Genomic DNA, 22,896 nt, shown 5'->3' with positions numbered 1-22,896 from the left:
CCCATGGAACGGCTCACGATCGAGACCACGCCCATCGACGGGCAGAAGCCCGGCACCAGCGGGCTGCGCAAGAAGACCAAGGTCTTCATGCAGCCGCACTACCTCGAGAATTTCGTCCAGAGCATCTTCGACGGGATCGGCGGGGTCGAGGGCAAGACCCTCGTCCTTGGCGGCGACGGTCGGTATTTCGGCGACCGCGCGGCGCAGGTGATCCTGCGCATGGCGGCGGCGAACGGCGCGGCCAGGGTGATCGTGGGGCAGGGGGCGATCCTGTCCACGCCGGCCGCCTCGAACCTGATCCGCAAGAGGCAGACGGATGGCGGCATCATCCTGTCGGCCAGCCACAACCCCGGCGGCCCGGACGAGGATTTCGGGGTGAAGTTCAACACCCCCAACGGCGGCCCGGCCCCCGAGGACGTGACGAACCGCATCTTCGAGGCGACGAAGGCGATCGCGCAGTACCACGTCCTCGAGGCGCAGGATATCGACCTTGCGACGCTTGGTCCGGTCTCTCTCGGCGGGATGGAGGTCGAGGTCGTCGATCCCGTCGCCGACTATGCCGAGTTGATGGAGAGCCTCTTCGATTTCGACGCGATCCGCGCGCTGTTCAAGGGCGGGTTCCGCATCTGCTTCGACGCCATGCACGCGGTGACGGGCCCCTATGCGACCGAGATCCTCCGGAACCGTCTGGGTGCGCCCGAGGGCTGCGTGATCAACGCCACGCCGCTGCCCGATTTCGGCGGTGGCCACCCCGACCCGAACCCCGTCTGGGCGAACGAGCTGATGGAGGCGATGCACGGTCCCGACGCCCCCGATTTCGGTGCGGCCTCGGATGGCGACGGCGACCGCAACATGATCATGGGGCCGTCGATGTACGTGGCCCCGTCGGACTCGCTGGCCGTTCTGGCGGCCAATGCGGAACGTGCGCCGGCATACGCGAACGGGATCGCCGGGGTGGCTCGCTCGATGCCCACAAGCCGCGCGGCAGACGTGGTGGCCGAGAAGAAGGGGCTGGCCTGCTACGAGACGCCGACCGGTTGGAAGTTCTTCGGCAACCTGCTCGACGACGGTCGCGTGCGCCTGTGTGGCGAGGAAAGCGCCGGCACCGGCGCCGATCACGTGCGCGAGAAGGACGGGCTTTGGGCGGTGCTTCTGTGGCTGAACATCCTCGCGGCGACGGGGCGCGGGGTGGTCGAAACGATGCAGGACCACTGGAGGACCTACGGCCGCAACTTCTACTCTCGCCACGATTTCGAGGGGATCGAGACCGAGAAGGCCGAGGCCCTGATGGATGACCTGCGCGGACGCCTCTCGGACCTGCCGGGCACGAATGCCGCCGGCCGCACCGTCGAGGCCGCCGACGAGTTCTCCTACACCGACCCGGTGGATGGCTCGGTGGCCACGCAGCAGGGCCTTCGCGTGTACCTCGACGGTGGCGCCCGCGTGGTGCTGCGCCTGTCGGGGACGGGCACCACTGGCGCGACGCTGCGGGTGTACCTCGAAGACCGCAGCGAGGACCCGGCGACCTTCGACACCGAGGTGCAGGAGGCGCTTTCGGGGATCATCGCCGCCGCCCACGAGATCGCGCGGATCCAGCATCATACCGGCCGAACCGAACCGGACGTTCGGGCCTGAACCAGGCGGTGCCCGGGGAACAGACGCGCCCGCGCATTTGATCATGCGCGGGCGCGCTCCATTCTAGGGTTCAAAGGCCACGCGCCGCGACCGATCGAGAAAGGAATTCCATGTCCCTCCAAGACCGCGTCACAGCCGACACGGACCGCGCACAGGCTTTGGCCGAACAGTCCCGCAAGTGGCTCAACACCTCCGAGACGGCGTTCGAGGCGCACCAGGCCATCGCCAGGACGCTGGGGGGCCAGATCGACGGCGACACGGCGACCTTCGGCTTCTGGACGCCCGAGCTTCAGGACGCGCGGATCCCGGATGCGGACGTCTTCCTCGAGGTGCTGTCGCCGAAGGGGCCGCTGGAGCTGACGCGCTCGCACCAGACGATCCCCTTCGACCGGGTTTACCTGCCCGTGGCCCGATACGAGGCGCATACCTTTGCCGCGGCGACGGGGGTCCGGGCCGGCACGCGCGACGGACTCGGCGACTTCTATGCGCTCGTCTGGCGCGACCAGTACGATGAATGGCACCGTATCCTGGACCCGCTGGCAGCCTCGCTGCCCTTCGGGGCCTTCGCCCCGGCCGAGCTTTACGACATGCATCGGCTCCAGGCCGAGCGGAAGGACAAGGACTACTGGGCCGGGCTGAGGGGCGAGGCGCCCCACAAGTTCGGACCTCCGACGAACATCCTTCAGATCCACATTCCCACCGCGACGGCGGGCGGTACGATTGCCTCCTTGACCCGCCAGTTCGAACGCCTGTCCGAGCGGCTGAAGGGAGATCTGCCCACCGACCCGATGGACGAGATCTACCTTGGCTATGACGCGGTGCAGCTTCTGCCGGTCGAGCCCACGACCGTCTACGAGACCGGCCCGGACTTCTGGCAGGAGAACCCGCTCGAAGACGGTTCGGTCGAGGTCGAACTGATCCGCCCCGATACGACCAACTGGGGCTACGACGTTGTGATCTCGGGCATGGCAACGGTGAACCCGGTGCTTCTGGAGACCGGACGGCCCGACGAGTTGGCCGATCTGGCTGCGGCGCTGCACAACTTCCCGAACAAGCCCAAGATGCTCGTCTTCGACGTGGTTTTCGGCCACTCGGACAATCAGGGCCTCGACGCGCTGAACAACCACTATTTCGGCGGGCCGAACATGTACGGCCAGAACCTAGCCTACAAGAACCCGGCCGTGCGCGCGATCCTTCTGGAGTTGCAGCGCCGCAAGGTGGATTACGGTGCGGACGGCGTGCGGGTCGACGGCGCGCAGGATTTCAAATGGTGGGATCCGCAGGCGCAGGAGCTCAAGCATGACGACGAGTACCTGAACCTGATGTCGGACATCGTGCAGAACGTGGCGGGCACCGACTATCGCCCCTGGTTCGTGTTCGAGGACGGCCGCCCCTGGCCTCAGGAGGATTGGGAGCTGAGCTCGTCCTATCGCGCCGTGATCGAGCAGCACATGGACGACGACGTGTTCCAGTGGGGGCCGCTGACCTTTGCCCATAACACGCCCTTCATCTACGGCTACTGGCTGTCGAAATGGTGGCGCATCAAGGAGATGCTGCACAGCGGCTCGAACTGGATCAGCGGGACCGCGAACCACGACACGCTGCGCCGGGGCACGCAGGTGAACCCCAAGCTCAACATCAACACGCGGCTGGGCGACACCCGGATGGAGATCCTCGAGAAGGCCTACGACAACCCGGCCGTTTCGATGCTGACCTACGCGGCGTTCCCGGGCGTTCCGATGGACTTCCTGAACGCCACTGCGCGCGCCAACTGGGGGTTCATCCGCAACCAGGACGACAAGTACGGCGTGAAGGTCGTGGCCGAAGAGGCGATCAGCCTGAAATGGCAGGTCGACGACTACCAGTACTCGGTCCCCGGCAATTTCGAGCGGCTGAAGGAGCTGGGCTTCGAGACGCGCGAGGAATTGCGCCGCTTCTTCGAGTTCCTGCCGGCGCTGGTCGAGGTCACGGAATACGACCTCGACCACATCGCGAAGCTGCTGAACGGGGTCGAGCCGCCGCTTGCGGGGCCGGGCGTGTTCACGGTCGACGACCTGAAGGAGATCGCGCGGGCCTGGATGGACGACATGCACGACTACTGCAATGTCGCCCATTCGCAGTCGCACGTTAACCCGGCGCAGACGCGCTTCATGCTGGACTTGCGGAATTATCGTCGCGCGAATCCCTGGCTCAGGGGAAATCTTGGGCCGGAGGACTATTTTGACTACCTGCAGCCGGTGGACGGGCGCACCGTCTTCACCAGCTATCGAAAGGGGCCCGAGACGGAGGTGTTCACGATCACCCACATGGAAGGCGGCGCGACCGACGAGTTCGACCCGCTGCGCCTGCCGATCCCGGGGCTGAAGGGCAGCGGCTGGCGCTGTGTGCTGCGCACGCCCGGCATCGGGGAAGAGTACATCTCGGGGCCGATCGTGCTGCGCGACAGCATGGGGCTGGTTTTCGAACGGGGGTAGGATGCTGAGGTACCTGGGATACGATCCCGAGCGTGTCGGGCCGGTTCATCGCTTCGGCGTCCTCGGCGGGGCGGCTGTCCTGGCGGTCGTCCTGCTGGTGGTCGCCATCGGGACGGGCAGCTGGTGGTGGTGGCTTCTGACGGTCGTGGCCGTGGCAATCGCGATCGTCGGTCTGAGCGACATCTTCCAAATCCACCACTCGATCCTGCGCAACTATCCCGTCCTCGGGCATATCCGCTTCTTCTTCGAGAAGATCCGGCCCGAAATCCGGCAATACTTCATCGAGAGCGACCAAGACGAAGAACCGTTCAGCCGCGAGGATCGCTCGATCGTGTATCAGCGTGCCAAGGACGAGGAAGGCGCGCGCCCCTTCGGGACCAAGAAGAAGGTGTACGAGGGCGGCTATTCCTGGATGACGCACTCGATCGCGCCGACGCATCTGGACCGCCGCGACTTCCGGGTGCGCGTCGGCGGGCCGGACTGCAAGCAGCCCTACGACGCGTCGCTGTACAACGTCTCGGCGATGTCCTTCGGCTCGCTCTCGGGCGCTGCGGTCGAGGCGATCAACAAGGGCGCCAAGATGGGCGGCTTCAGCCAAGATACCGGCGAGGGGGGGATCTCGAAGTATCACCGTCATGGCGGCGACCTGACATGGGAGATCGGCTCGGGCTATTTCGGCTGCCGCAACAACGAGACCGGGCGGTTCGACCCCGGCAAGTTCGCCCAGCAGGCCGAAGACCCGCAGGTCAAGATGATCGAGCTGAAGCTGAGCCAGGGCGCCAAGCCGGGCCACGGAGGCATGTTGCCGGCCGCCAAGATCACCGAAGAGATCGCCGAGGCGCGCGGCGTGCCGATGGGGCTGGATTGCGTCTCGCCCGCCGGCCACTCCGAATTCTCGACCCCGATCGAGCTGTGCGAGTTCCTGGGCGAGCTGCGCGACCTGAGCCACGGCAAACCGGTGGGCTTCAAGCTCTGCATCGGGCATCGGCGCGAGTTCATGGGCATCGTGAAGGCGATGATCGAGACCGGGATCTATCCCGATTTCATCGTCGTCGATGGGACCGAGGGCGGCACCGGCGCCGCGCCGCTGGAGTTCGCCAATCATGTCGGGATGCCCCTGACCGAAGGGCTGAGCTTCGTTCACAACGTCCTGCGCGGCGCCGACATCCGCGACCGCATCCGCGTCGGGGCAGCGGGCAAGCTGATCCACGCCTTCGACATCGCCCGCGCCTTCGCGCTGGGTGCGGATTGGTGCAACTCGGCCCGCGGGTTCATGTTCGCCGTCGGCTGCATCCAGGCCCAGGCGTGCCATACGAACAAGTGCCCGACAGGCGTGACGACGCAGGATCCGCTCCGTCAGCGGGCTCTGGTGGTGCCCGAAAAATCCGAGCGGGTGGCCGCCTTCCACCGCAACACGATGCGCGCGCTGGCCGAGATGACGGGGGCTGCGGGGCTCGAGGATCCGCGGGATTTCCTGCCGTACCACTTCATGAAGCGCGAGGGGGACGGCGACATGGTCGAGGCGTCGGACGTCTGGACCTACCTGCCGGTCGGGTTCCTGGTGCGGGACGTGGGCTTCGACGACGAGGTCTTCCGCCGCCGGTGGAACCGCGCCTCGGCAACGACCTTCAAGCCGCCCGACCCGGCCGGTCGGACGCAGACCCGGACGTCTGCCGGCGACGACGCGCGCCAGTCGTCGGAGTAGGGAGCGGAAGAAGGGCGTCCCGATCAGCGTGCGGCGGCTATGACACCATCGATGTGCCGGGCGCAGCCCAGCAGGGCGGCGTTGTCGTCCTCGACCCCCCAGATCGCGAAGCGCGACATGAAGTCCGAGAACCGGCCCTTGGCGCGGAACGACTCTTCGAACCCGTAGCGGGACAGGTAGGGCCGCATCGCCGTGGCCATGCCACCGATCAGGTAGATCCCGCCGAAGGGCAGATGGGTCAGGGCGAGGTCCCCGGCAACACGGCCAAGGGCGCTGCAGAACGCCTCGGCCGTCCGGCGCGCGGCCTCATCCTGGTCCGCGGCGATCAGGCCGACGATTTCGGTCGAGCTCTTCTGCACGTCTTCGCCAGAGGCCCAAGCGTAAACCCGCTCGATCCCGCGGCCCGACAGGACATCCTCGACCCCCGGGAAGCCGTGATGGGCGGTCACGTAGCGGGCCAGCGACATGTCCTTGTCGGACAGGACCGGGAACGAGGCGTGCCCGCTTTCGCACGGCGGAACGAAGCGGCCGAAATCGGTGCGGAACACCGGCACCGCGTTGAAGCCCGTGCCGACGCCGATCACCAGCTTGGCGTTGTGCTCGGCGCCTCCCGGGCCGGGGATGATCGGCGCCAGGTTGTCGGGCGACAGGAACGGCACCGCGTGGCCCTGGGCTTGCAGGTCGTTCAGCAGGGCAGTGGACGAGGCGCCGGTGCAGGCGGCCAGTCGGGCGCTGTCGTAGCTCCAGTCGAGGTTTGTCAGGCGGCCCGCGCCATCCATCACCGGGCCGGCCAGCGCAATGCAGGCGCCATCGCACGAGACGTCGAACTCGGCGAGGAAGGCGGTGTAGATCTCGCCCAGCCCACCGTAATTGCGGTTCTTGAAGCGACGGATGGTGGACTCGTCGACCTCTCCGTCGCGCGAGAGGGCGACGCGGGTATTCGTGCCGCCGACATCGGATACCAGCGCGATCCGCGTCATCGGGCCAGCGCGTCCTTCAGCGCGTGGTAGGACGACTTCGGGAGCCGCGCGAGCGTCTTGTAGTCCACGTGCACGAGGCCGAAGCGGGGGCCGTAGCCGTGATTCCACTCGTAATTGTCCAGCAGCGACCAGGCGAAGTAGCCGTTGACCGGTACGCCTTCGTCGATCGCGCGCCGGACCTGGCCCAGATGCGCGTCCAGATACGCGATCCGCGCCTTGTCGTTCACCGCTCCGTTGACCACGCGGTCGTCCGAGGCCATGCCGTTCTCGGTCACGTAGATCGGCAGCCCACGGGTATAGCCGTCATGGACGCGCTTGATGATGGCGTGCAGTCCCTCGGGATAGATCTCCCACCCGACCTGGGTCTTGGGCAGGGGGCCCGGCACCTCTTCATGCGAGGGCCACGGGCCGTCATTCGCCTGGATCAGCTTGCGCGTGTAGTAGTTGATCCCGAACCAGTCGAGTGGCTGGCCGATCAGGTCCATGTCGTCCTGCCAGCCGTCTGGCATGTGCGGCCCAAGGCCTTCCAGAACGTCGTCGGGATAGCGTTTGTTGAACAGCCCGCCGATGAAGAAGCGGTTGTAGTAGCCGTCATACAGACGCGCCGCGGCGCGGGCTTCGGGGCTGGCGTCGGCGGGAACCGAGTATTCGAAATTGCAGACCGCGCCGAGGTTCTGCATGCCGAGCCCGCGCATCACTTCGGTCGCGCGGCCGTGGGCGAGCATGACGTGGTGCATTGCCCGCGCGGTGGCGCGGATGTCCGAGATGCCGGGTGCGTGCTGGCCCAGGAAGTGCGACATCCAGCCCACGCACCACGGCTCGTTGATCGGCGCTGCGGACCAGACGCGGTCGCCGATGCGGGACATGATGACCTCGGTATAGTCGGCGAACCACTGGGCGATGTCACGGTTGCGCCAGCCGCCGAGGTCCAGCAGCGGCGAGGGCAGTTCCCAATGATACAGGGTGGCGGCGGGCTTCAGGCCGCGTTCCAGCATCCCGTCCACGAGCCGGTCGTAATAGTCGAGCCCCTCGGGGTTCGGCGCGCCGCGCCCCTCGGGCATGACCCGCGCCCACGAGGTCGAGAAGCGGTAGACGTCGAAATTGCCGTCCTTCAGCAGGTCGAGATCCTCGGGCCAGCGGTTGTAGTGGTCGCAGGCCACGTCTCCGTTCTGGGCCCTGGTCACGTTGCCGGGGGTGACGGCGAAGTCGTCCCATTGCGTGCGGCCCGCGCCGCCCATTGCGTGGCCCTCGATCTGGTAGGACGAGGTTGCGGCCCCAAAGAGGAACCCCTTGGGGAAATCGGCGCGGCTGTGCTTGAGCATGGAGACTCCAATCTATGGTCGGGGCAGAACATAGATTGCCGGTCCGACTCCGTCAAAAGGAGAGGACCCATACAAGCGGACGTTGCAAGCCCCTGCCCGAAGAACCTGATTTCCGCTTTGCCGGCCGGCATTTGACTTCTACATGTTGGTGAGGGAGCCTTCACGCATCCGTGCGGCCCGCGTGATCGCGCGTAAGTGGTAGAATGACGCCCCGCAGAACGGGGTGCACGTCAATTGCACATCTCAAGGGAGAGAAACCCATGACATTCAAGACAACGCTTTATACCGGCGCCGCGATGGTGGCACTGGGCACCGGAATGGCGCAGGCGCAAGACTTCGTCTTTCCGAAGGGCGAAGGCGCGTTCAGCTGGGACAGCCTCGAGGAATTCGCGTCGAACCATGACTATTCCGGTCAGTCCATCGACATCACCGGCCCCTGGACGGGTGCCGACGCCGAGCTGATGGAGTCGGTGGTCGCCTATTTCGAGGAGGCGACCGGTGCCAGTGTCAACTATTCCGGTTCGGACAGCTTCGAACAGGACATCGTCATCTCGACCGAAGCGAACTCGGCCCCGAACATCGCCGTGTTCCCCCAGCCGGGCCTTCTGGCGGACCTTGCGCAACGCGGCGCCATCACCCCGCTTGAACCCGAGACCGCGGAGTGGATCCGCGAGAACTACTCGGCCGGCGAGTCCTGGGTGGATCTGGCCAGCTTCGAGGGCGAGGGCGGCGAAGAGCATCTGTATGCCTTTCCCTACAAGATCGACGTGAAATCGCTGGTCTGGTACGTGCCCGAGCAGTTCGAGGAAGCCGGGTACGAGGTGCCCGAGACCTACGAGGGCCTCAAGGAACTGACCCAGCAGATGGCCGATGACGGTGTGACGCCGTGGTGCATCGGCTTGGGTTCGGGTGCGGCGACCGGCTGGCCCGCGACCGACTGGGTCGAGGACCTGATGCTGCGCACCGCCACGCCCGAGCAATACGACGCCTGGGTTGCGAACGATCTGGCCTTCGACAGCCCCGAAGTCGTGAACGCGATCGAGGAATACGGCTTCTTCCTGCAGGACGGCTTCGTCAACGGCGGCCGCGAGGCGGCGGCGACGACGGACTTCCGCGACTCGCCCTCCGGCCTGTTCCAGTTTCCGCCCGAGTGCTACATGCACAAGCAGGCGACCTTCATCCCGACCTTCTTCCCCGAAGGCAGCGAAGTCGGCACGGACGTGGACTTCTTCTACTTTCCCGCGCCTGAAGGCGGCGATGCGGAGCAGCCCGTTCTGGGCGCCGGCACGATGTTCGCGATCACCAACGACAGCGAGCCCGCGCGCGGCTTCATCGAATACCTGCAGACCCCGCTGGCACACGAGATCTGGGCGGCTCAGGGCGGCCTGCTGACCCCGCACACGGGCATCAACCCCGAGGTTTTCGGGACGGATGACCAGCGGGCGCTGAACGACATCCTTCTGGACGCGACGACGTTCCGCTTCGATGCCTCCGACCTGATGCCGGGCGAGATCGGCGCGGGTGCCTTCTGGACGCAGATGGTCGAGTTCACGACCGGCAGCCAGGACGCGCAGGCCACCGGCGAGGCGATCCAGAGCCGTTGGGACCAGCTGTCGAACTGAGGCGGGCGGGCGCGCAACTCATGCCGTTGCGCGCCCCACGTCACGCTAATGGGTGCTTGAAATAGGCGCCCGACAGCGCAAAGCTGAGCGCTAACGGTCGTCACGGAGGGGGAGACGAGATGCCGGTGATCCTGCAGGGGCTGATCACGATAATCATCGGGGTCGGCGGATGCGTCGGATATTTCTACCTGTCGAACCTCATCCTCGACCGCTTCATCTTTCCGGCGAAGGGCGAGAACATCGGCCGCAACATCAACCGCGCGAATGCGGTGCGGCCATGGCTCTTCCTGTTTCCCGCGATCTTCGTGCTGGGCCTCTACCTCGTCTATCCGGTGATCGGGTCGTTCATCCGGTCGCTTTACGGGCGGAACCCCGACACGTTCGTGGGCTTCGACAATTACGCGCTGCTTTTCGCAGGCGGTGACTTCACGACGGCCTTCCTGAACAACATGCTGTGGGTGCTGTTCGTGCCCTCGGCCTCGACCTTCATCGGCCTCGTGGTGGCGCAGCTGACCGACCAGCTATCCTGGGGCAACATCGCCAAGTCGCTGATCTTCATGCCCATGGCGATCAGCTTCGTCGGCGCGTCGCTGATCTGGAAGTTCGTCTATGCCAACGACGCGGATATCGGCCTGATCAACGCGGTCCGCGCCTTCGCCGGCTTCGAGAACCCGATCGACGTGATGCAGATTCCGTTCTGGAACAACTTCTTCCTGATGGTCATCCTCGTCTGGATCCAGACCGGATTCGCCATGGTGATCCTGTCGGCCGCCCTGCGCGGCATCCCCGAAGAGACCATCGAGGCGGCGATCCTGGACGGGGCCAACCCCTTCCAGATCTTCTTCAAGATCAAGGTGCCGCAGATCCTGCCGACGATCATGGTGGTCTGGACGACGATCACGGTGCTGGTGCTGAAGGTGTTCGACATCGTCTACACCATGACCGGCGGCAACTTCGGGACCGAGATCCTGCCATCCTACATGATGGACTTCATGTTCCGCGACGATGGGCGTGCGACCGCCATCGCCTTCGTCATCATGATCGTGGTGCTTCCCGTGATGTTCTGGAACATCCGCGAAGCGCGGAAGGAGATGCGCTGAGATGGACAATATCGCCGGACAGAAATCCTCGCTCGCCTGGGCCACGCACCTGTCGGTCCTGCTGCTGGTGCTCTTGTGGCTCATCCCGACCATCGGGCTGTTCGTCTCGTCATTCCGCGATCGGGACCAGATCAGCGAGTCGGGCTGGTGGGAGGCGCCGTTTCCGGTCGAACTGACCGCCCGCGGCCGCACCGCGGCCGAGGCAACGCAAGAGGGCGACGTGTTCGTCGTGACCGGGAGCATCTATGATGACCCCGAGGCGAAGAGCTTCTTTCCCGACGGCGGCGGCGAGGTCGTGGCGTTCGGCACTCGCGGCGTGAACCCGACCGAGTTCGAGGCCGGCACGACCGTCGAGCTGGGCGAGGGCGAGACGCTGACGGTCAACGCCGACGGCACCTACGAATGGCGCACGCCAGAGGACCCGGGCGATCGGGGGCAGCGCATCTATTTCGCCGCCGAAAGCCCGCCCAGCTTCACGACGGAGAACTACGAACAGGTGCTGACGGCCGACAACATGGATCGGGCGTTCATCAACACGCTGACGGTGACGATCCCAGCGACGATCATCCCGATCCTGGTGGCGGCCTTCGCGGCCTATGCGCTGGCCTGGATGGAGTTCCCCGGCCGGGGCATCCTGATCGCGGCCGTCGTCGGCCTGCTGGTCGTGCCACTGCAGTTGGCGCTTGTGCCGATGCTGAACCTGCACAACCGCATCGGCATCGGGCAGAGCTTCATGGGGATCTGGTTCGCGCACACAGCCTTCGGGATGCCGCTGGCCGTTTATCTGCTCAGAAACTACATGGCCGGCCTGCCACGCGACATCATCGAATGCGCCAGGGTGGACGGGGCCACGGACTTCCAGCTGTTCCTGAAGATCGTTCTGCCGCTGTCGCTGCCGGCGCTGGCGGCGTTCTCGATCTTCCAGTTCCTGTGGACGTGGAACGATCTGCTGGTGGCCAAGGTGTTTCTTCCGTCCGACGACGCGAGCAAGGTGATGACGGTGAAGATCGCCGACGACCTTCTGGGCTCGCGCGGGGGGGATTGGGGCATACTTGCGACGGCGGCCTTCGTGTCGATCGCGGTGCCGCTGATCGTCTTCTTCTCGATGCAGCGCTTCTTGGTACGCGGACTTCTTGCAGGCTCGGTGAAATAATTCATGGCGTTCATGGACGCAGTTTCGGATCGGCCGATCGAGGCCGGCCCGCACGATCCGGACTGGTGGCGCGGAGCGGTGATCTACCAGATCTACCCCCGCTCGTTCCAGGACTCGAACGATGACGGGGTCGGGGACCTGTCGGGCATCATTCACCGGATGGATTACCTGCAGAAGCTCGGCGTGGACGCGATCTGGGTTTCGCCTTTCTTCCGCTCGCCCATGCGGGATTTCGGCTACGACATCTCGAGCTTTCGCGACGTCGATCCGATGTTCGGGTCGATGGGCGATTTCGAGGCGCTGATCCACCGGGCCCATTCACTGGGCATCCGCGTGCTGATCGACCTGGTGTTCAGCCACACCTCGTCCGACCATCGCTGGTTCAAGGAAAGTCGTGCATCCCGCAACAATCCCAAGTCCGACTGGTATGTCTGGGCCGATCCCAAGCCCGATGGCTCGCCGCCCAACAACTGGCTGTCGATCTTCGGCGGCTCGGCGTGGGAGTGGCAAGGCGAGCGGATGCAGTACTACCTGCACAACTTCCTGATCGCCCAGCCTGACCTGAATTTCCACAACCCGGACGTACAGGAAGAGCTTCTGAACGTCGCGCGCTACTGGCTGGACAAGGGGGTCGACGGGTTCCGGCTCGACGTCGTGAACTTCTACTTCCACGACAAGGAGTTGCGCGACAACCCGCCCCTGCCGCCCGAGCAGCAGAACGACAACACGGCGCCCTCGGTGAACCCCTACAACTTCCAGGATCACCTCTATTCCAAGACCCAGCCCGAGAACCTCGTGTTCCTGCAGCGGCTGCGAGCGGTGATGGACGAATACCCGGCGATCACCAGCGTGGGTGAGATCGGCGAGAGCCAGCGCGGCATGGAGACTCAGCGCGAATACACGTCGAACGGCCGGCTTCACATGGCCTACGATTTCGACTTCCTCTCGACGGTCTATCCGTCGGGCTCGCGGATCAGGGAGGTGCTCGAGCGCTTCGAACGCATCGTCACCGAGGGCTGGGCGTGCTGGGCGCTTTCGAACCACGACGTCGAGCGGTGGGCCTCGCGCTTCGGCCTGAACGAGATGGAGCGCAAGCTCTACGCCGCGATCCTGATGACGCTGAAGGGCACGGTCTGCCTGTATCAGGGCGAAGAACTGGGCCTGACCGAGGCTTACGTGTCCTACGAGGACTTGCAGGACCCCTATGGCAAACGGTTCTGGCCAAAATACAAGGGTCGGGACGGGTGCCGCACGCCAATGCCGTGGACGCAGGACCACTATGGCGGGTTTTCGGATGCGCGGCCCTGGCTGCCGGTCGCGGTCGAGCATCTCGACCGGGCGGTGTCGGTGCAGGAGCGCGATCTGGGGTCGACGCTGACCTTCTACCGGTCCTTCATCGCGTTCCGAAAGACGCTACCGGCGCTCGCCAAGGGAGATCTGACGATCATCGCGGCCGACGAAGCGCGGTTGGTGTTGACCCGCAACGACGGTATCACGCTGGTGTTCGCCGCCTACAATCTGAGCGGCGCGCCCCTCACGGTCGCGCTGCCCGACGGACAATGGACCCCCCGCGACGATGCGCCCTTCGCGGTGGATTTTGGGGACGGCACCGTGGAAATCGGCCCATATCAGGGCGCCTTTGCCGTTTCGGCGGCCGGACAATGACGGGAGAACACCACCGATGGCCGATTTGAAGTTGACAGACGTCGCCAAGGCTTACGGCAACGTGAAGGTGCTGGAGCATATCAACCTCGATGTCACGAAGGGCGAACTCATCGTCTTCGTCGGCCCGTCGGGTTGCGGGAAATCCACGCTGCTCCGGATGATTGCGGGGCTCGAGAAGATCACCGCCGGCACGCTCGAAATCGACGGGCAGGTGGTAAACGACGTGCCGCCCTCGCAGCGGGGTATCGCCATGGTGTTCCAGAGCTACGCGCTCTACCCGCACATGACCGTGCGCGACAACATGGCATTCTCGCTGAAGATCGCGAAGAAGTCGAAGGACGAGATCAACGAGCGGGTCGAGAATGCGGCCAGGATCCTGCAGCTCGACCCATATCTCGACCGTCTTCCCAAGGCGCTGTCGGGCGGGCAGCGGCAGCGCGTGGCGATCGGGCGGGCCATCGTTCGCGACCCGAAGGTCTATCTTTTCGACGAGCCGCTTTCCAACCTCGACGCGGCGTTGCGCGTGGCCACCCGGATCGAGATCGCGCAGTTGAAGGAACAGATGCCCGACTCGACCATGGTCTACGTCACGCATGACCAGATCGAGGCGATGACGCTGGCCGACCGGATCGTCGTGCTTGCCGGCGGCGGCATCAGCCAGGTGGGCAGCCCGCTCGAGCTGTACGAGAAGCCCGAGAACGAGTTCGTCGCCCAGTTCATCGGCTCGCCCGCGATGAACCTGCTGTCGGGCAAGATCGTCGAGACCGGCGAGCGCACGGTCATCCGGATGGATGGCGGCGGGACGGCCGTGTCGCACTACCCATCCACCGAAAGCGACAAGGGTGCCGAGGTGAAGGTCGGTGTCCGCCCCGAGGATTTCGCCGTGGCCGAAGGCGCGGACTACCTCTTCGAGGGGAAGGTCGACATCGTCGAGGCGCTTGGAGAGGTAACGTTGCTTTACTTCAAGACCCCGGACACCTCGATGGAGGACATGGAGAAGGGCGACGCCGCGGTGATCGCGAAGCTGCAGGGCGTCCACCAGAACCTGCGCGGACGCGAGGTGAGGTTGTCTGCCGATCCCGCCCGAGTCCACCTGTTCCGCAACGGGCGGTCTCTGCTTTACCGTTAAGATATTGCCAACTGGCGCCGGCATATGCTCGGGCCATGGAACGTATCGAGCCTTCGCGCGCCGAGTGGAATACTTGGACCTTCGGCGCGCCACTTCAGCAAAGCTGGGCCTATGGCGAAACTGCTCGAACTCTGGGTTCGCGGGTCGAACGCTACGCGGTCGGCCCGGCAAGCGACCCTGACGCGGTCGTTCAATTCGTCCGCCGCTTCGGGGTCGGCTACGCTCCGGTCGGTGTGCATTACAGGCGCCCCGGTAGCTATGCCGCGCGCCTGCCGGGACTGACTTTGATCGCCGAACCCGCCGGCCGCGCCGTTTCGACCGCGCGACAGGTGGCGGTTCGGCGGCTCGACGGCGATCTCCGGGCGGGCATGGCGAAGAAGTGGCGCAATCGCCTGCATGTGGCGGAACGGTCGGACCTGCGCATCCACCGCATCGCCGGATGCCCGCGATGGCTGTCGGAAGCCGAGGCCGCGCAGCGGTCGGCGCGCGGCTACAAGGCGCTGCCCCTGGCGTGGCTTCGCGGAATGATCGCGGCCGACTCCTGCGGCGTCCTGACCTATGCCGCGTTCTCGGGTGCCCTTCCGGTGGCGGGGATTTGTGTCCTGCGCCACTCGGGGCGCTGGACGTACCACCTGGGCTGGACCGGCCCCGACGGACGCAGCCGGTCGGCCCATCACCTGCTGATCGCGACGGCGATGGAGGACGCAGCCAAGGCCGGCGCCGTCCTGTTCGACCTGGGCCTCGTCACCGCACAGAACGAAGGGCTGCGACGGTTCAAGCTGGGAACGGGCGCCGAAGCCGTGACGATCCCGGGCATGACGATCGGATGGCGCCTCAGCGCAAGGGGTGGACGGCGAGCATCCGCTCCAGCGTGTCGGGCGGCATGAGGCCCAGCGCAATGAAGAGCGCCACCATGTCGTAGTGATTGTACGCCTCCACGATCTTGCCATCGACGAAGCGCAGCATGATCTGCGCGGTGATCGAGGCCTCGTTGCCGGTCCGCGCGCATCGGGCGCTACACCGGACCAGGGCCGCAACCTGATCGTCTCGAGAGAGGATATGCAGGATCTCGAACCGGGGCTGCTCGATCAGCCGCAGCAGGCCTTGGGTGAACACAACGAGATCCTCGGGGCGGAGGGACATGTCGTGCGCGAATCCGTCGAGCGTGGCGGTGGGCGCGAAGAACTCGTCGATCGCCGCGATGTCGCCGCCGCTCCAGACCGTCTCGTAGAACTTCAGGATGAATTCTTCATGTGTCATGAAACTGGACTCCCTCTGGGCGAAGGAATGTCACGACAGCTGTGAAGAACCGGTAAATAGCGGAAGTGCAGGCTTCTGTTGCCAGGTGCCTGCGAACCCCGCCTTACCCTGCTAGGGGCAAGGGCTTCAATTTCGGTCTAGTTACCGCTTAAGCGGCAACCGCAACCGGAGCACGATTGTCATTGGCAATTGTACTTTTCCGGACCGATAACGGTGGTACCTCACCGAGACAAAGCAACATCTTTAGACGTCCGTCGATCCTATTTCGGCCCCATGCACCCCAATGACGGGTGGTTTGGTGGAGCCGCCGGGTACCGCCCCCGGGTCCGATCCGCTTATTACATGCGCGTTTATGTCCATAGTCCCTTGCGAGACATGCTGAAGATAGTCGCATCGGAGCCGTCCTTCAAGTCCGTCCGCGCGCGATCCGGAACAGGGTGCGTCCCGTCCGTCCGTCGCGCTCAGCCCGCCATCCGCCAACAGAACGGGTCGGGTCTTCGCCACAGTCGCTTGCTGAATCGGGTCCCTCCGGTGGACAAGGCCGGATCGATGAGGCAGACGGCGACGCCTGACGACCCCGACCACCTTTTCAGCGCGACGACACGCGCGGAGTCGGGAGCCGATCTTCCAAGCACGGCGCCGCGCCCTGCTTGGACGAAGAGCCGCATGGCGCTACGTCAACGGCCAATCGGTATGTCACCAGTGCGTAGGATGCCTAGAAACAGAGGGATACGATGCGATGACAGACGAATCGGCGGGGACGGACATCCCGACGCCGGATGGTGCGGTCAACACGATCGATACTGATTACACCGTCGGGCAAGACAATTACCAAGGCGGCTCCGGCGCGCTGCAATTCGACATTCACAACCCGGTCTTCCTGATCTCTTCGCTGACCATCGTGGCCTTCGTCCTGGTGACGTTGATCTTCCAGGACAGCGCCTCGGCCGTGTTCAACTGGCTCTTCACCTTCGTGACGACCACGTTCGACTGGTTCTTCCTGGCGGCGGCGAACATCTTCGTCATTTTCTGCCTCGCCATCGCGATCTCTCCGTTGGGGCGCGTGAGGCTGGGAGGATCGGACGCGAAGCCCGACTACGGGTACCCGTCCTGGTTCGCCATGCTGTTCGCTGCGGGCATGGGCATCGGCCTGATGTTCTTCGGCGTGCTCGAGCCTGTCTACCACATGCAGGTATCGGGACCGCTGGGCCTTGATGGGCCGTTCGTGGACGGAGAGCTTCAGCCCGACCAGGTGGCGTCCGCGCGGGCGCACGGGCTTTCGGCGACGATCTTCCACTGGGCGCTGCATCCGTGGTCGATCTATGCCGTCGTCGCCTTGTCGCTGGCCTTGTTCACCTACAACAAGCAGCTGCCGCTTTCGATCCGGTCGGCGTTCTATCCGTTGCTGGGAGACCGCGTCTGGGGCTGGCCCGGCCACATGATCGACATCATCGCCGTCTTCGCGACGCTGTTCGGCCTGACCACGTCGCTGGGCCTCGGCGCGCAGCAGGCGACCGCGGGCATGAACTATGTCTACGGGGTGCCGAACACGCTGAACACGCAGATCATCGTGATCGCCTGCGTGACGGCCGTGGCGCTGATCTCGGTCGTGCGGGGCCTCGACGGGGGCGTGAAGGTGCTGTCGAACATCAACATGTTCTTCGCGGGGATACTGCTGCTGTTCGTGTTCCTTGCCGGTCCGACGCTGCAGATCCTGCAGGATGCCGGGATCGGCCTCGTCACCTATGTACGTGACGTGGTGCCGCTGTCGAATCCGTTCGGCCGGGACGACGACAGCTTCCGCGAAAGCTGGACGGCGTTCTACTGGGCGTGGTGGATCAGCTGGTCGCCCTTCGTCGGCATGTTCATCGCCCGCGTCAGCCGCGGCCGGACGGTGCGCGAGTTCGTCACCTGCGTGATCCTGATCCCGAGCCTCGTTTCGGTATTCTGGATGGCGACGTTCGGCGGCTCGGCGATCCACCAGGTGGTCCAGCAGGGTCAGGAGTCGGGCGTCTACGAGAACGTCATCGCCAACTACAACGACGCCATCGCCATGTTCGCGATGCTGGGGGCGCTGCCCCTGACGGCGGTCACCTCGACCCTGGCGATCATCCTGGTGCTGGTCTTCTTCATCACCTCGTCGGACTCCGGCTCGCTCGTGATCGACACGATCACCGCGGGCGGCAAGACCGAGGCGCCCACGGCGCAGCGGATCTTCTGGGCGACGACCGAGGGCATCGTGGCGATCGTGCTGCTGATCGGCGGCGGCCTTACGGCGTTGCAGGCCATGGTGAACGCGACGGGGATCTTCTTCACCGTCGTGCTGCTGTTCCTCTGCTATTCCACGTACAAGGGATTGATGAGCGAACCGCGCGAATAGGGGTCTGACCTCGCGAAGAAAGGGCCGGCCGCCGCGCCGGCCCTTTTGTCGTTTCTGACCACCGGCCTATCTGAGCGCCCATGATTGAACCGACCTCTCCTGTCATCTGGTGGGTGCGCCGCGATCTGCGGCTGACCGACAATTCCGTGCTCGACCGCGCCGCGAAAAGCGGCCGGCCGGTGATCCCCGTCTTCGTGCTCGACGAGGTGTTCGAGAGCCATGGCGCCGCGCCGAAATGGCGCCTCGGGCTGGGCGTCGAACATCTTGCCGAACGGCTGGCCGGGATCGGCTCGCGCCTGATCCTGCGGCGGGGGACGGCGCAGGTGGTGCTCGAAGGTCTCGCTGCCGAGACCGGAGCGGGCGCCGTCTGGTGGACCCGCGCCTATGATCCGGCCTCGATCGAGCGGGACGAAGGGGTGAAGTCGGCGCTGACGGGCAGGGGGATCGACGCTGGCAGCGTCCCTGGGCACATCCTGGTCGAGCCCTGGACGGTCGAGACGAAGCAGGGTGGCTACTACAAGGTGTTCACTCCCTACTGGCGCGCGGTCAAGGATCGCGACGTTCCCGCGCCTTTCGACGCGCCGACGGAACTGCGGCCACCCGCGCGCTGGCCCGACAGCGACCGGATCGAAGATTGGGGGATGGGCACCGCGATGGATCGCGGGGCCGCGGTGGTGCGGCCTTGGCTCAACCTTGGCGAAGAGGCGGCGCAGGCGCGCCTCGCCGCCTTTTCTGGCGACCGCATCGACGGCTACGAGACGCAGCGCAACCATCCCGGCGTCGAGGGGACGAGCGGCCTCAGCGAGAATCTGACCTATGGCGAGATTTCCGTCCGCGCGTGCTGGCATGCGGGGCTGCGGGCGCAGGAGGACGGCAAGGCCGGCGCCGCGACATGGCTCAAGGAGCTTGTCTGGCGCGACTTCGCGTATCACCTGATGTTCCACACGCCGCACCTCCTGACCGAGAACTGGCGCAGGGAATGGGACACCTTCCCCTGGAACGAGGACGAGCAGCTTCCCGAGGTGACGGCCTGGAAACGCGGGCGAACCGGCATCCCGTTCGTCGACGCGGCCATGCGTGAGCTGTTCGTCACGGGGCGGATGCACAACCGCGCGCGGATGATCGCGGCGAGCTACCTGACCAAGAACCTGATGAGCCACTGGCGGATCGGCAGCCGCTGGTTCGAAGACACGCTCGTGGACTGGGACCCGGCGTCCAACGCGCTCGGCTGGCAGTGGGCAAGCGGGTCCGGCCCGGACGCCGCGCCCTATTTTCGCGTCTTCAACCCGGTCACGCAGCTCGACAAGTTCGACAAGGATCGCGCCTACGTCACTCGTTTTCTGGCCGAGCTGTCCGACGATCCGCCCGCCCCCGCGCTGGCCTTCTACGACGCGATCCCGCGCAGCTGGCGGATGTCTCCGGACGACCCCTATCCCGAGCACCCCGTCGTCGACCCGAAGGAGGGGCGCGACCGCGCGATCGCGGCCTACGGCAACCGCGACTTCTAGGCGACCACGCGCCTGTGAGCGGGCGAGAGGGCTTCACAATCCCCATCCGACAAGACAAACGACGTCCATGACGATCCTGCGTACCCTCGTCCTGTCGCTTCCGTGCCCAGGGGTTCTGCCTTGGGGGGCATTCGCACGCCTTGTTGAGGTGCCGACACGCGCTGCGGACGCCGTGCTGGCACTTCCCGTGGTCGCCAGGACGCGGCGGGCAACGACGGCGCCCCCGAAGGCCGTCCGCCTGCGCGATCTCTACCGCCCGCAGATGCCGCTCGACCCGCCGAAGCGCCACGGATGATCGCCTGTCAGCACCCCTCTTCCGAACCGAGACCGACCTCATGAACAGACGTTTCTTCCTTGCCTCGTCCGGCGCTGTGGCTCTGTCCGCCTGCGCCGCGCCTCCGCCCCCGGTCCAGCGCCGCGTTCCGGTCGAGCCGCCTGCACCGCCGCCGCCGCCACCGCCGATGCCCGCCCATTACGGCGCCATACTGGACGAGCCCTATCCCGTGCCCGCGATCCCCGACGGTGTCGTGCCCGAACATCTCTGGCGCCAGCAGGTGGACAACCCGTTCCCCAACCAGCCCGAGGGCGCCATCGTGGTCGATCCCGACGCGGCCAACCTGCACCTGATCCTGGGAGAGGGGCGGGCGATGCGCTACGGCGTCAGCGTCGGCGCCTCGGGCTTCGGCTGGGACGGTGACGCGGTGATCCAGTACGGGCGCGAGTGGCCCCGCTGGAAGGTGCCCGCCGAGATGATCGCGCGGCAGCCGGAATTTGCCCCCTATTCGGTCGCGAACGGCGGCATGGATCCGGGTCCCGGCAATCCGCTGGGCGCGCGGGCGCTCTACCTGTTCCAGAACGACGTGGACACGCTCTATCGAATCCATGGCGGGTGCGAGCCGAAATACCTGGGGCAGGCTGTTTCCTCGGGGTGCATCCGGATGCTTGATCACGACGTGATCGACCTCTACGAGCGTGTGCCATGGGGTTCGCCGGTCACGGTATTGCATTCGGTCAAACCGGCGCGCCTTGTCTCGCTTTACTGACGCAGGACGCCCAAAGAGGCCCGAAACCTGCCACGAGGCGCGGCTTTCCCGTGGCGCCCGCGGCTAGCTTCGCCCGGGCAGGGAGAGATCGGATGACCATCCTGACGATCACCGAGGGCCAGATCGACGTGCCGCGCTATTCCGCGCCGGTGTTCCAGACGACCACGCGGATGGTGTGTGGCCGGCTCGAGGGCGACCCGGTACATGACGGCTTCGGCATGCGCCTTCTGCGCCTGTTCGAGAAGGTGCGCTTCTGGCTGCGCCGCATCTCCCGGGTGCAGGCGACCTCCTGCGGCGCGGCCTTCCACCGCGGCAAGTGCGACGTCACGCGGATCACGGTCACGCGGCGGGCCTGATGCCGACCTTCTCTAAGCTCACCGCGGCGCTGATCCTGGCGGCCGCTGCCTGGTGGATGAGCGCCGTCATCCTCGCGGGACCCGACCTGCCCGTCGTGGCGCGTCGGTTCGCCGAGGTGAACGCGGTGCTGGGCCTGGTCCTGGGCTGGGTCCTCATCGGTCCGTCTGCGGGGCAGGGGCCGGTGGCCGCACTGTCTGCAGGGCTGTCGGGCGGGGCCGCGCTGCTCGTCGGCAGCTGCGCCTTATGGGCTTTTCTGGGGATGCTGCGCCGGTCGCTGAGGATGCAATATGCGGGCCCGGTCGAGGGGCTTGTGGACGTCGCCCGGATTGCTACCGAGATGGGGCTCTTCTATCTGGTCCCCGGGGCGCTGCTCGGCGCCCTGGGCGGAGGCTTAGTCGCCGGGATTTCCGCTGAACTTCTGGCTGAGAGGCGATCTGAATGACCCGCATCTTCCTCTTCGGAACGCTGCTCGACCCGGACCTGCGCAGGATCGTGCTGGGCGCCGAAATCGAGGCGACGCCCGCCCACCTGCCGGGCTGGCGGGTGGAACGGTCGGCACAGGGCGACTGGCCGATCCTCGTCCGCTCTGATGGCGACGCGGCGCAGGGGTTGCTGATCCAGCCCCCCTCCGAACACGCGGCGCGCATGGATTTCTACGAGAACGGCTTCGACTTCCAGACTGCGGAGGCAGAGGTCGAAACCGACGCGGGACGGGTGACGGCGCGGGTCTACCGCGCGCCGGGTGGCGCGGGTTCGGGCACCGAGTGGAGCCTTGCGGACTGGCAGGCGGCGCACGGCCCCATGACGCGGTTGGCCGCGACAGAGGTGCTGGGCCTACACGGCCGGATCGACGCCGAGGCGCTGCGCTTCCGGATGGGCACGCTCCGCGCCCGTGCGAGTTCGACGATCCGCGCAGGGCGGGAGGTCGCTCCGACCATGCTGCGCGCCGACATCCACCGAGACCGGGTCGAGGTGATCGACCAGCAGGTGCCCTACCACCACTTCTTCGCGGTGGCCGAAACACAGCTGCGGCACCCGACTTTCGCGGGCGGCATGTCCGCCCCGATGGAGCGCGCGGCGTTCTGGATGTCCGACGCGGTCACCGTCATCCCCTTCGATCCCGTGCGCCGCCGCGTGCTGCTGGTCGAACAGTTTCGCTATGGCGCCTACCTGCGCGGCGACCCGTACCCGTGGATCCTGGAACCCATCGCCGGCCGGATCGATCCCGGCGAGACGCCCGAAACCGCCGCCCGTCGCGAGGCGCTCGAGGAGGCGCGGGTGGAACTTGCCGCGATGCACCGGATCGCCGGCTACTATTCCGGCCCGGGGGCGACCAGCGAGTTCATCGACAGCTATGTCGGGATCGCGGATCTGCCGGATGGCAGCGAGACCGTGGCTGGCGTGGAGGGCGAGCATGAGGACATCCGCAGCCACGTCCTGACCCTCGACGCAGCGCTCGACCTGATCGACACCGGCGAGGCACAGACGGGGCCGCTCCTGCTGTCGCTTCTGTGGGTCGACCGGGCGCTTCGTCGGGGAACCTTCGACCCGGCTTGAAGGTGC

Annotated in this window: 19 protein-coding genes and 1 other RNA gene; 16 read left to right on the top strand and 4 right to left on the bottom strand. The window is 65.9% G+C overall.

Annotation, left to right across the window (positions count from 1 at the left end):
- Positions 1–3: 3 nt before the first annotated feature.
- The 3 genes from PAM7066_RS15390 to PAM7066_RS15380 all read left to right on the top strand — a co-directional run bounded on the left by PAM7066_RS15390 (position 4) and on the right by PAM7066_RS15380 (position 5,814).
- Positions 4–1,635: an alpha-D-glucose phosphate-specific phosphoglucomutase gene (locus PAM7066_RS15390; protein ID WP_085855113.1), complete on the top strand. Its 1,632-nt coding sequence runs from the start codon at positions 4–6 to the stop codon at positions 1,633–1,635.
- Positions 1,636–1,745: 110 nt separating this feature from the next.
- The gene (gene gghA / locus PAM7066_RS15385; RefSeq protein ID WP_085855112.1) at positions 1,746–4,109 is read left to right on the top strand and encodes a glucosylglycerol hydrolase; all 2,364 of its coding nucleotides are present in this window, start codon (positions 1,746–1,748) and stop codon (positions 4,107–4,109) included.
- Position 4,110: 1 nt separating this feature from the next.
- A complete protein-coding gene (locus tag PAM7066_RS15380) occupies positions 4,111–5,814 on the top strand; it encodes an FMN-binding glutamate synthase family protein (protein ID WP_085855111.1) in 1,704 nt (567 codons plus the stop codon).
- A gap of 23 nt (positions 5,815–5,837) precedes the next feature.
- Here the strand turns inward: PAM7066_RS15380 and PAM7066_RS15375 are convergent, their stop codons facing one another.
- A complete protein-coding gene (locus PAM7066_RS15375) occupies positions 5,838–6,794 on the bottom strand; it encodes a glucokinase (RefSeq protein ID WP_085855110.1) in 957 nt (318 codons plus the stop codon).
- Complete coding sequence (locus tag PAM7066_RS15370; RefSeq protein ID WP_085855109.1) at positions 6,791–8,116, bottom strand: GH1 family beta-glucosidase; 1,326 nt, start codon at positions 8,114–8,116, stop codon at positions 6,791–6,793. Before PAM7066_RS15370 ends, PAM7066_RS15375 begins: the two co-directional genes overlap by 4 nt.
- A 260-nt stretch (positions 8,117–8,376) precedes the next feature.
- On the opposite strand from PAM7066_RS15370, the gene PAM7066_RS15365 reads away from it, so the two are divergent.
- From PAM7066_RS15365 to PAM7066_RS15340, 6 genes are all read left to right on the top strand, one after another.
- Positions 8,377–9,738 (top strand): ABC transporter substrate-binding protein, encoded by a 1,362-nt coding sequence (locus PAM7066_RS15365; protein WP_085855108.1) that lies wholly within the window; start codon positions 8,377–8,379, stop codon positions 9,736–9,738.
- A gap of 119 nt (positions 9,739–9,857) precedes the next feature.
- A complete protein-coding gene (locus PAM7066_RS15360; protein WP_085855107.1) occupies positions 9,858–10,838 on the top strand; it encodes a carbohydrate ABC transporter permease in 981 nt (326 codons plus the stop codon).
- 1 nt (position 10,839) lies between these two features.
- Complete coding sequence (locus tag PAM7066_RS15355) at positions 10,840–11,991, top strand: carbohydrate ABC transporter permease (RefSeq protein ID WP_085855106.1); 1,152 nt, start codon at positions 10,840–10,842, stop codon at positions 11,989–11,991.
- A 12-nt stretch (positions 11,992–12,003) separates the two neighbouring features.
- The gene (locus PAM7066_RS15350; RefSeq protein ID WP_085855154.1) at positions 12,004–13,656 is read left to right on the top strand and encodes an alpha-amylase family glycosyl hydrolase; all 1,653 of its coding nucleotides are present in this window, start codon (positions 12,004–12,006) and stop codon (positions 13,654–13,656) included.
- Between the two features lie 16 nt (positions 13,657–13,672).
- The gene (locus PAM7066_RS15345) at positions 13,673–14,785 is read left to right on the top strand and encodes an ABC transporter ATP-binding protein (RefSeq protein WP_085855105.1); all 1,113 of its coding nucleotides are present in this window, start codon (positions 13,673–13,675) and stop codon (positions 14,783–14,785) included.
- Between the two features lie 35 nt (positions 14,786–14,820).
- Positions 14,821–15,672 (top strand): GNAT family N-acetyltransferase, encoded by an 852-nt coding sequence (locus PAM7066_RS15340; protein ID WP_085855104.1) that lies wholly within the window; start codon positions 14,821–14,823, stop codon positions 15,670–15,672.
- Here the strand turns inward: PAM7066_RS15340 and PAM7066_RS15335 are convergent.
- Both PAM7066_RS15335 and ssrA read right to left on the bottom strand, forming a co-directional pair.
- Positions 15,620–16,045, bottom strand: a complete 426-nt coding sequence (locus PAM7066_RS15335) for an ester cyclase (RefSeq protein ID WP_085855103.1) — start codon at positions 16,043–16,045, stop codon at positions 15,620–15,622. The genes PAM7066_RS15340 and PAM7066_RS15335 overlap by 53 nt on opposite strands.
- A gap of 64 nt (positions 16,046–16,109) precedes the next feature.
- Positions 16,110–16,459: a transfer-messenger RNA gene (gene ssrA / locus PAM7066_RS15330) on the bottom strand.
- A 325-nt stretch (positions 16,460–16,784) separates the two neighbouring features.
- On the opposite strand from ssrA, the gene PAM7066_RS15325 reads away from it, so the two are divergent.
- From PAM7066_RS15325 to PAM7066_RS15295, 7 genes are all read left to right on the top strand, one after another.
- Complete coding sequence (locus PAM7066_RS15325; RefSeq protein WP_085855102.1) at positions 16,785–18,425, top strand: BCCT family transporter; 1,641 nt, start codon at positions 16,785–16,787, stop codon at positions 18,423–18,425.
- Positions 18,426–18,508: 83 nt separating this feature from the next.
- Entirely contained in the window at positions 18,509–19,933 is a 1,425-nt protein-coding gene (locus PAM7066_RS15320) for a cryptochrome/photolyase family protein (RefSeq protein ID WP_175484694.1), read from the top strand.
- A gap of 67 nt (positions 19,934–20,000) precedes the next feature.
- On the top strand, positions 20,001–20,228 hold the full coding sequence (locus tag PAM7066_RS15315) for a hypothetical protein (protein WP_085855100.1): 228 nt from the start codon (positions 20,001–20,003) through the stop codon (positions 20,226–20,228).
- Positions 20,229–20,268: 40 nt separating this feature from the next.
- Positions 20,269–20,976: a L,D-transpeptidase gene (locus PAM7066_RS15310; protein WP_085855099.1), complete on the top strand. Its 708-nt coding sequence runs from the start codon at positions 20,269–20,271 to the stop codon at positions 20,974–20,976.
- Positions 20,977–21,068: 92 nt separating this feature from the next.
- Entirely contained in the window at positions 21,069–21,332 is a 264-nt protein-coding gene (locus PAM7066_RS15305; protein ID WP_085855098.1) for a hypothetical protein, read from the top strand.
- A complete protein-coding gene (locus PAM7066_RS15300) occupies positions 21,332–21,775 on the top strand; it encodes a TrgA family protein (RefSeq protein ID WP_085855097.1) in 444 nt (147 codons plus the stop codon). The genes PAM7066_RS15305 and PAM7066_RS15300 overlap by 1 nt, the downstream gene beginning before the upstream one ends.
- Positions 21,772–22,890, top strand: a complete 1,119-nt coding sequence (locus PAM7066_RS15295; protein WP_085855096.1) for an NUDIX domain-containing protein — start codon at positions 21,772–21,774, stop codon at positions 22,888–22,890. Before PAM7066_RS15300 ends, PAM7066_RS15295 begins: the two co-directional genes overlap by 4 nt.
- Positions 22,891–22,896: the final 6 nt, after the last annotated feature.

Source organism: Palleronia marisminoris, assembly GCF_900172315.1.
Classification (GTDB): domain Bacteria; phylum Pseudomonadota; class Alphaproteobacteria; order Rhodobacterales; family Rhodobacteraceae; genus Palleronia; species Palleronia marisminoris.
The sequence above is the reverse complement of the archived record's forward strand: the minus strand, read 5'-3'. Positions and strand labels throughout refer to the sequence as shown.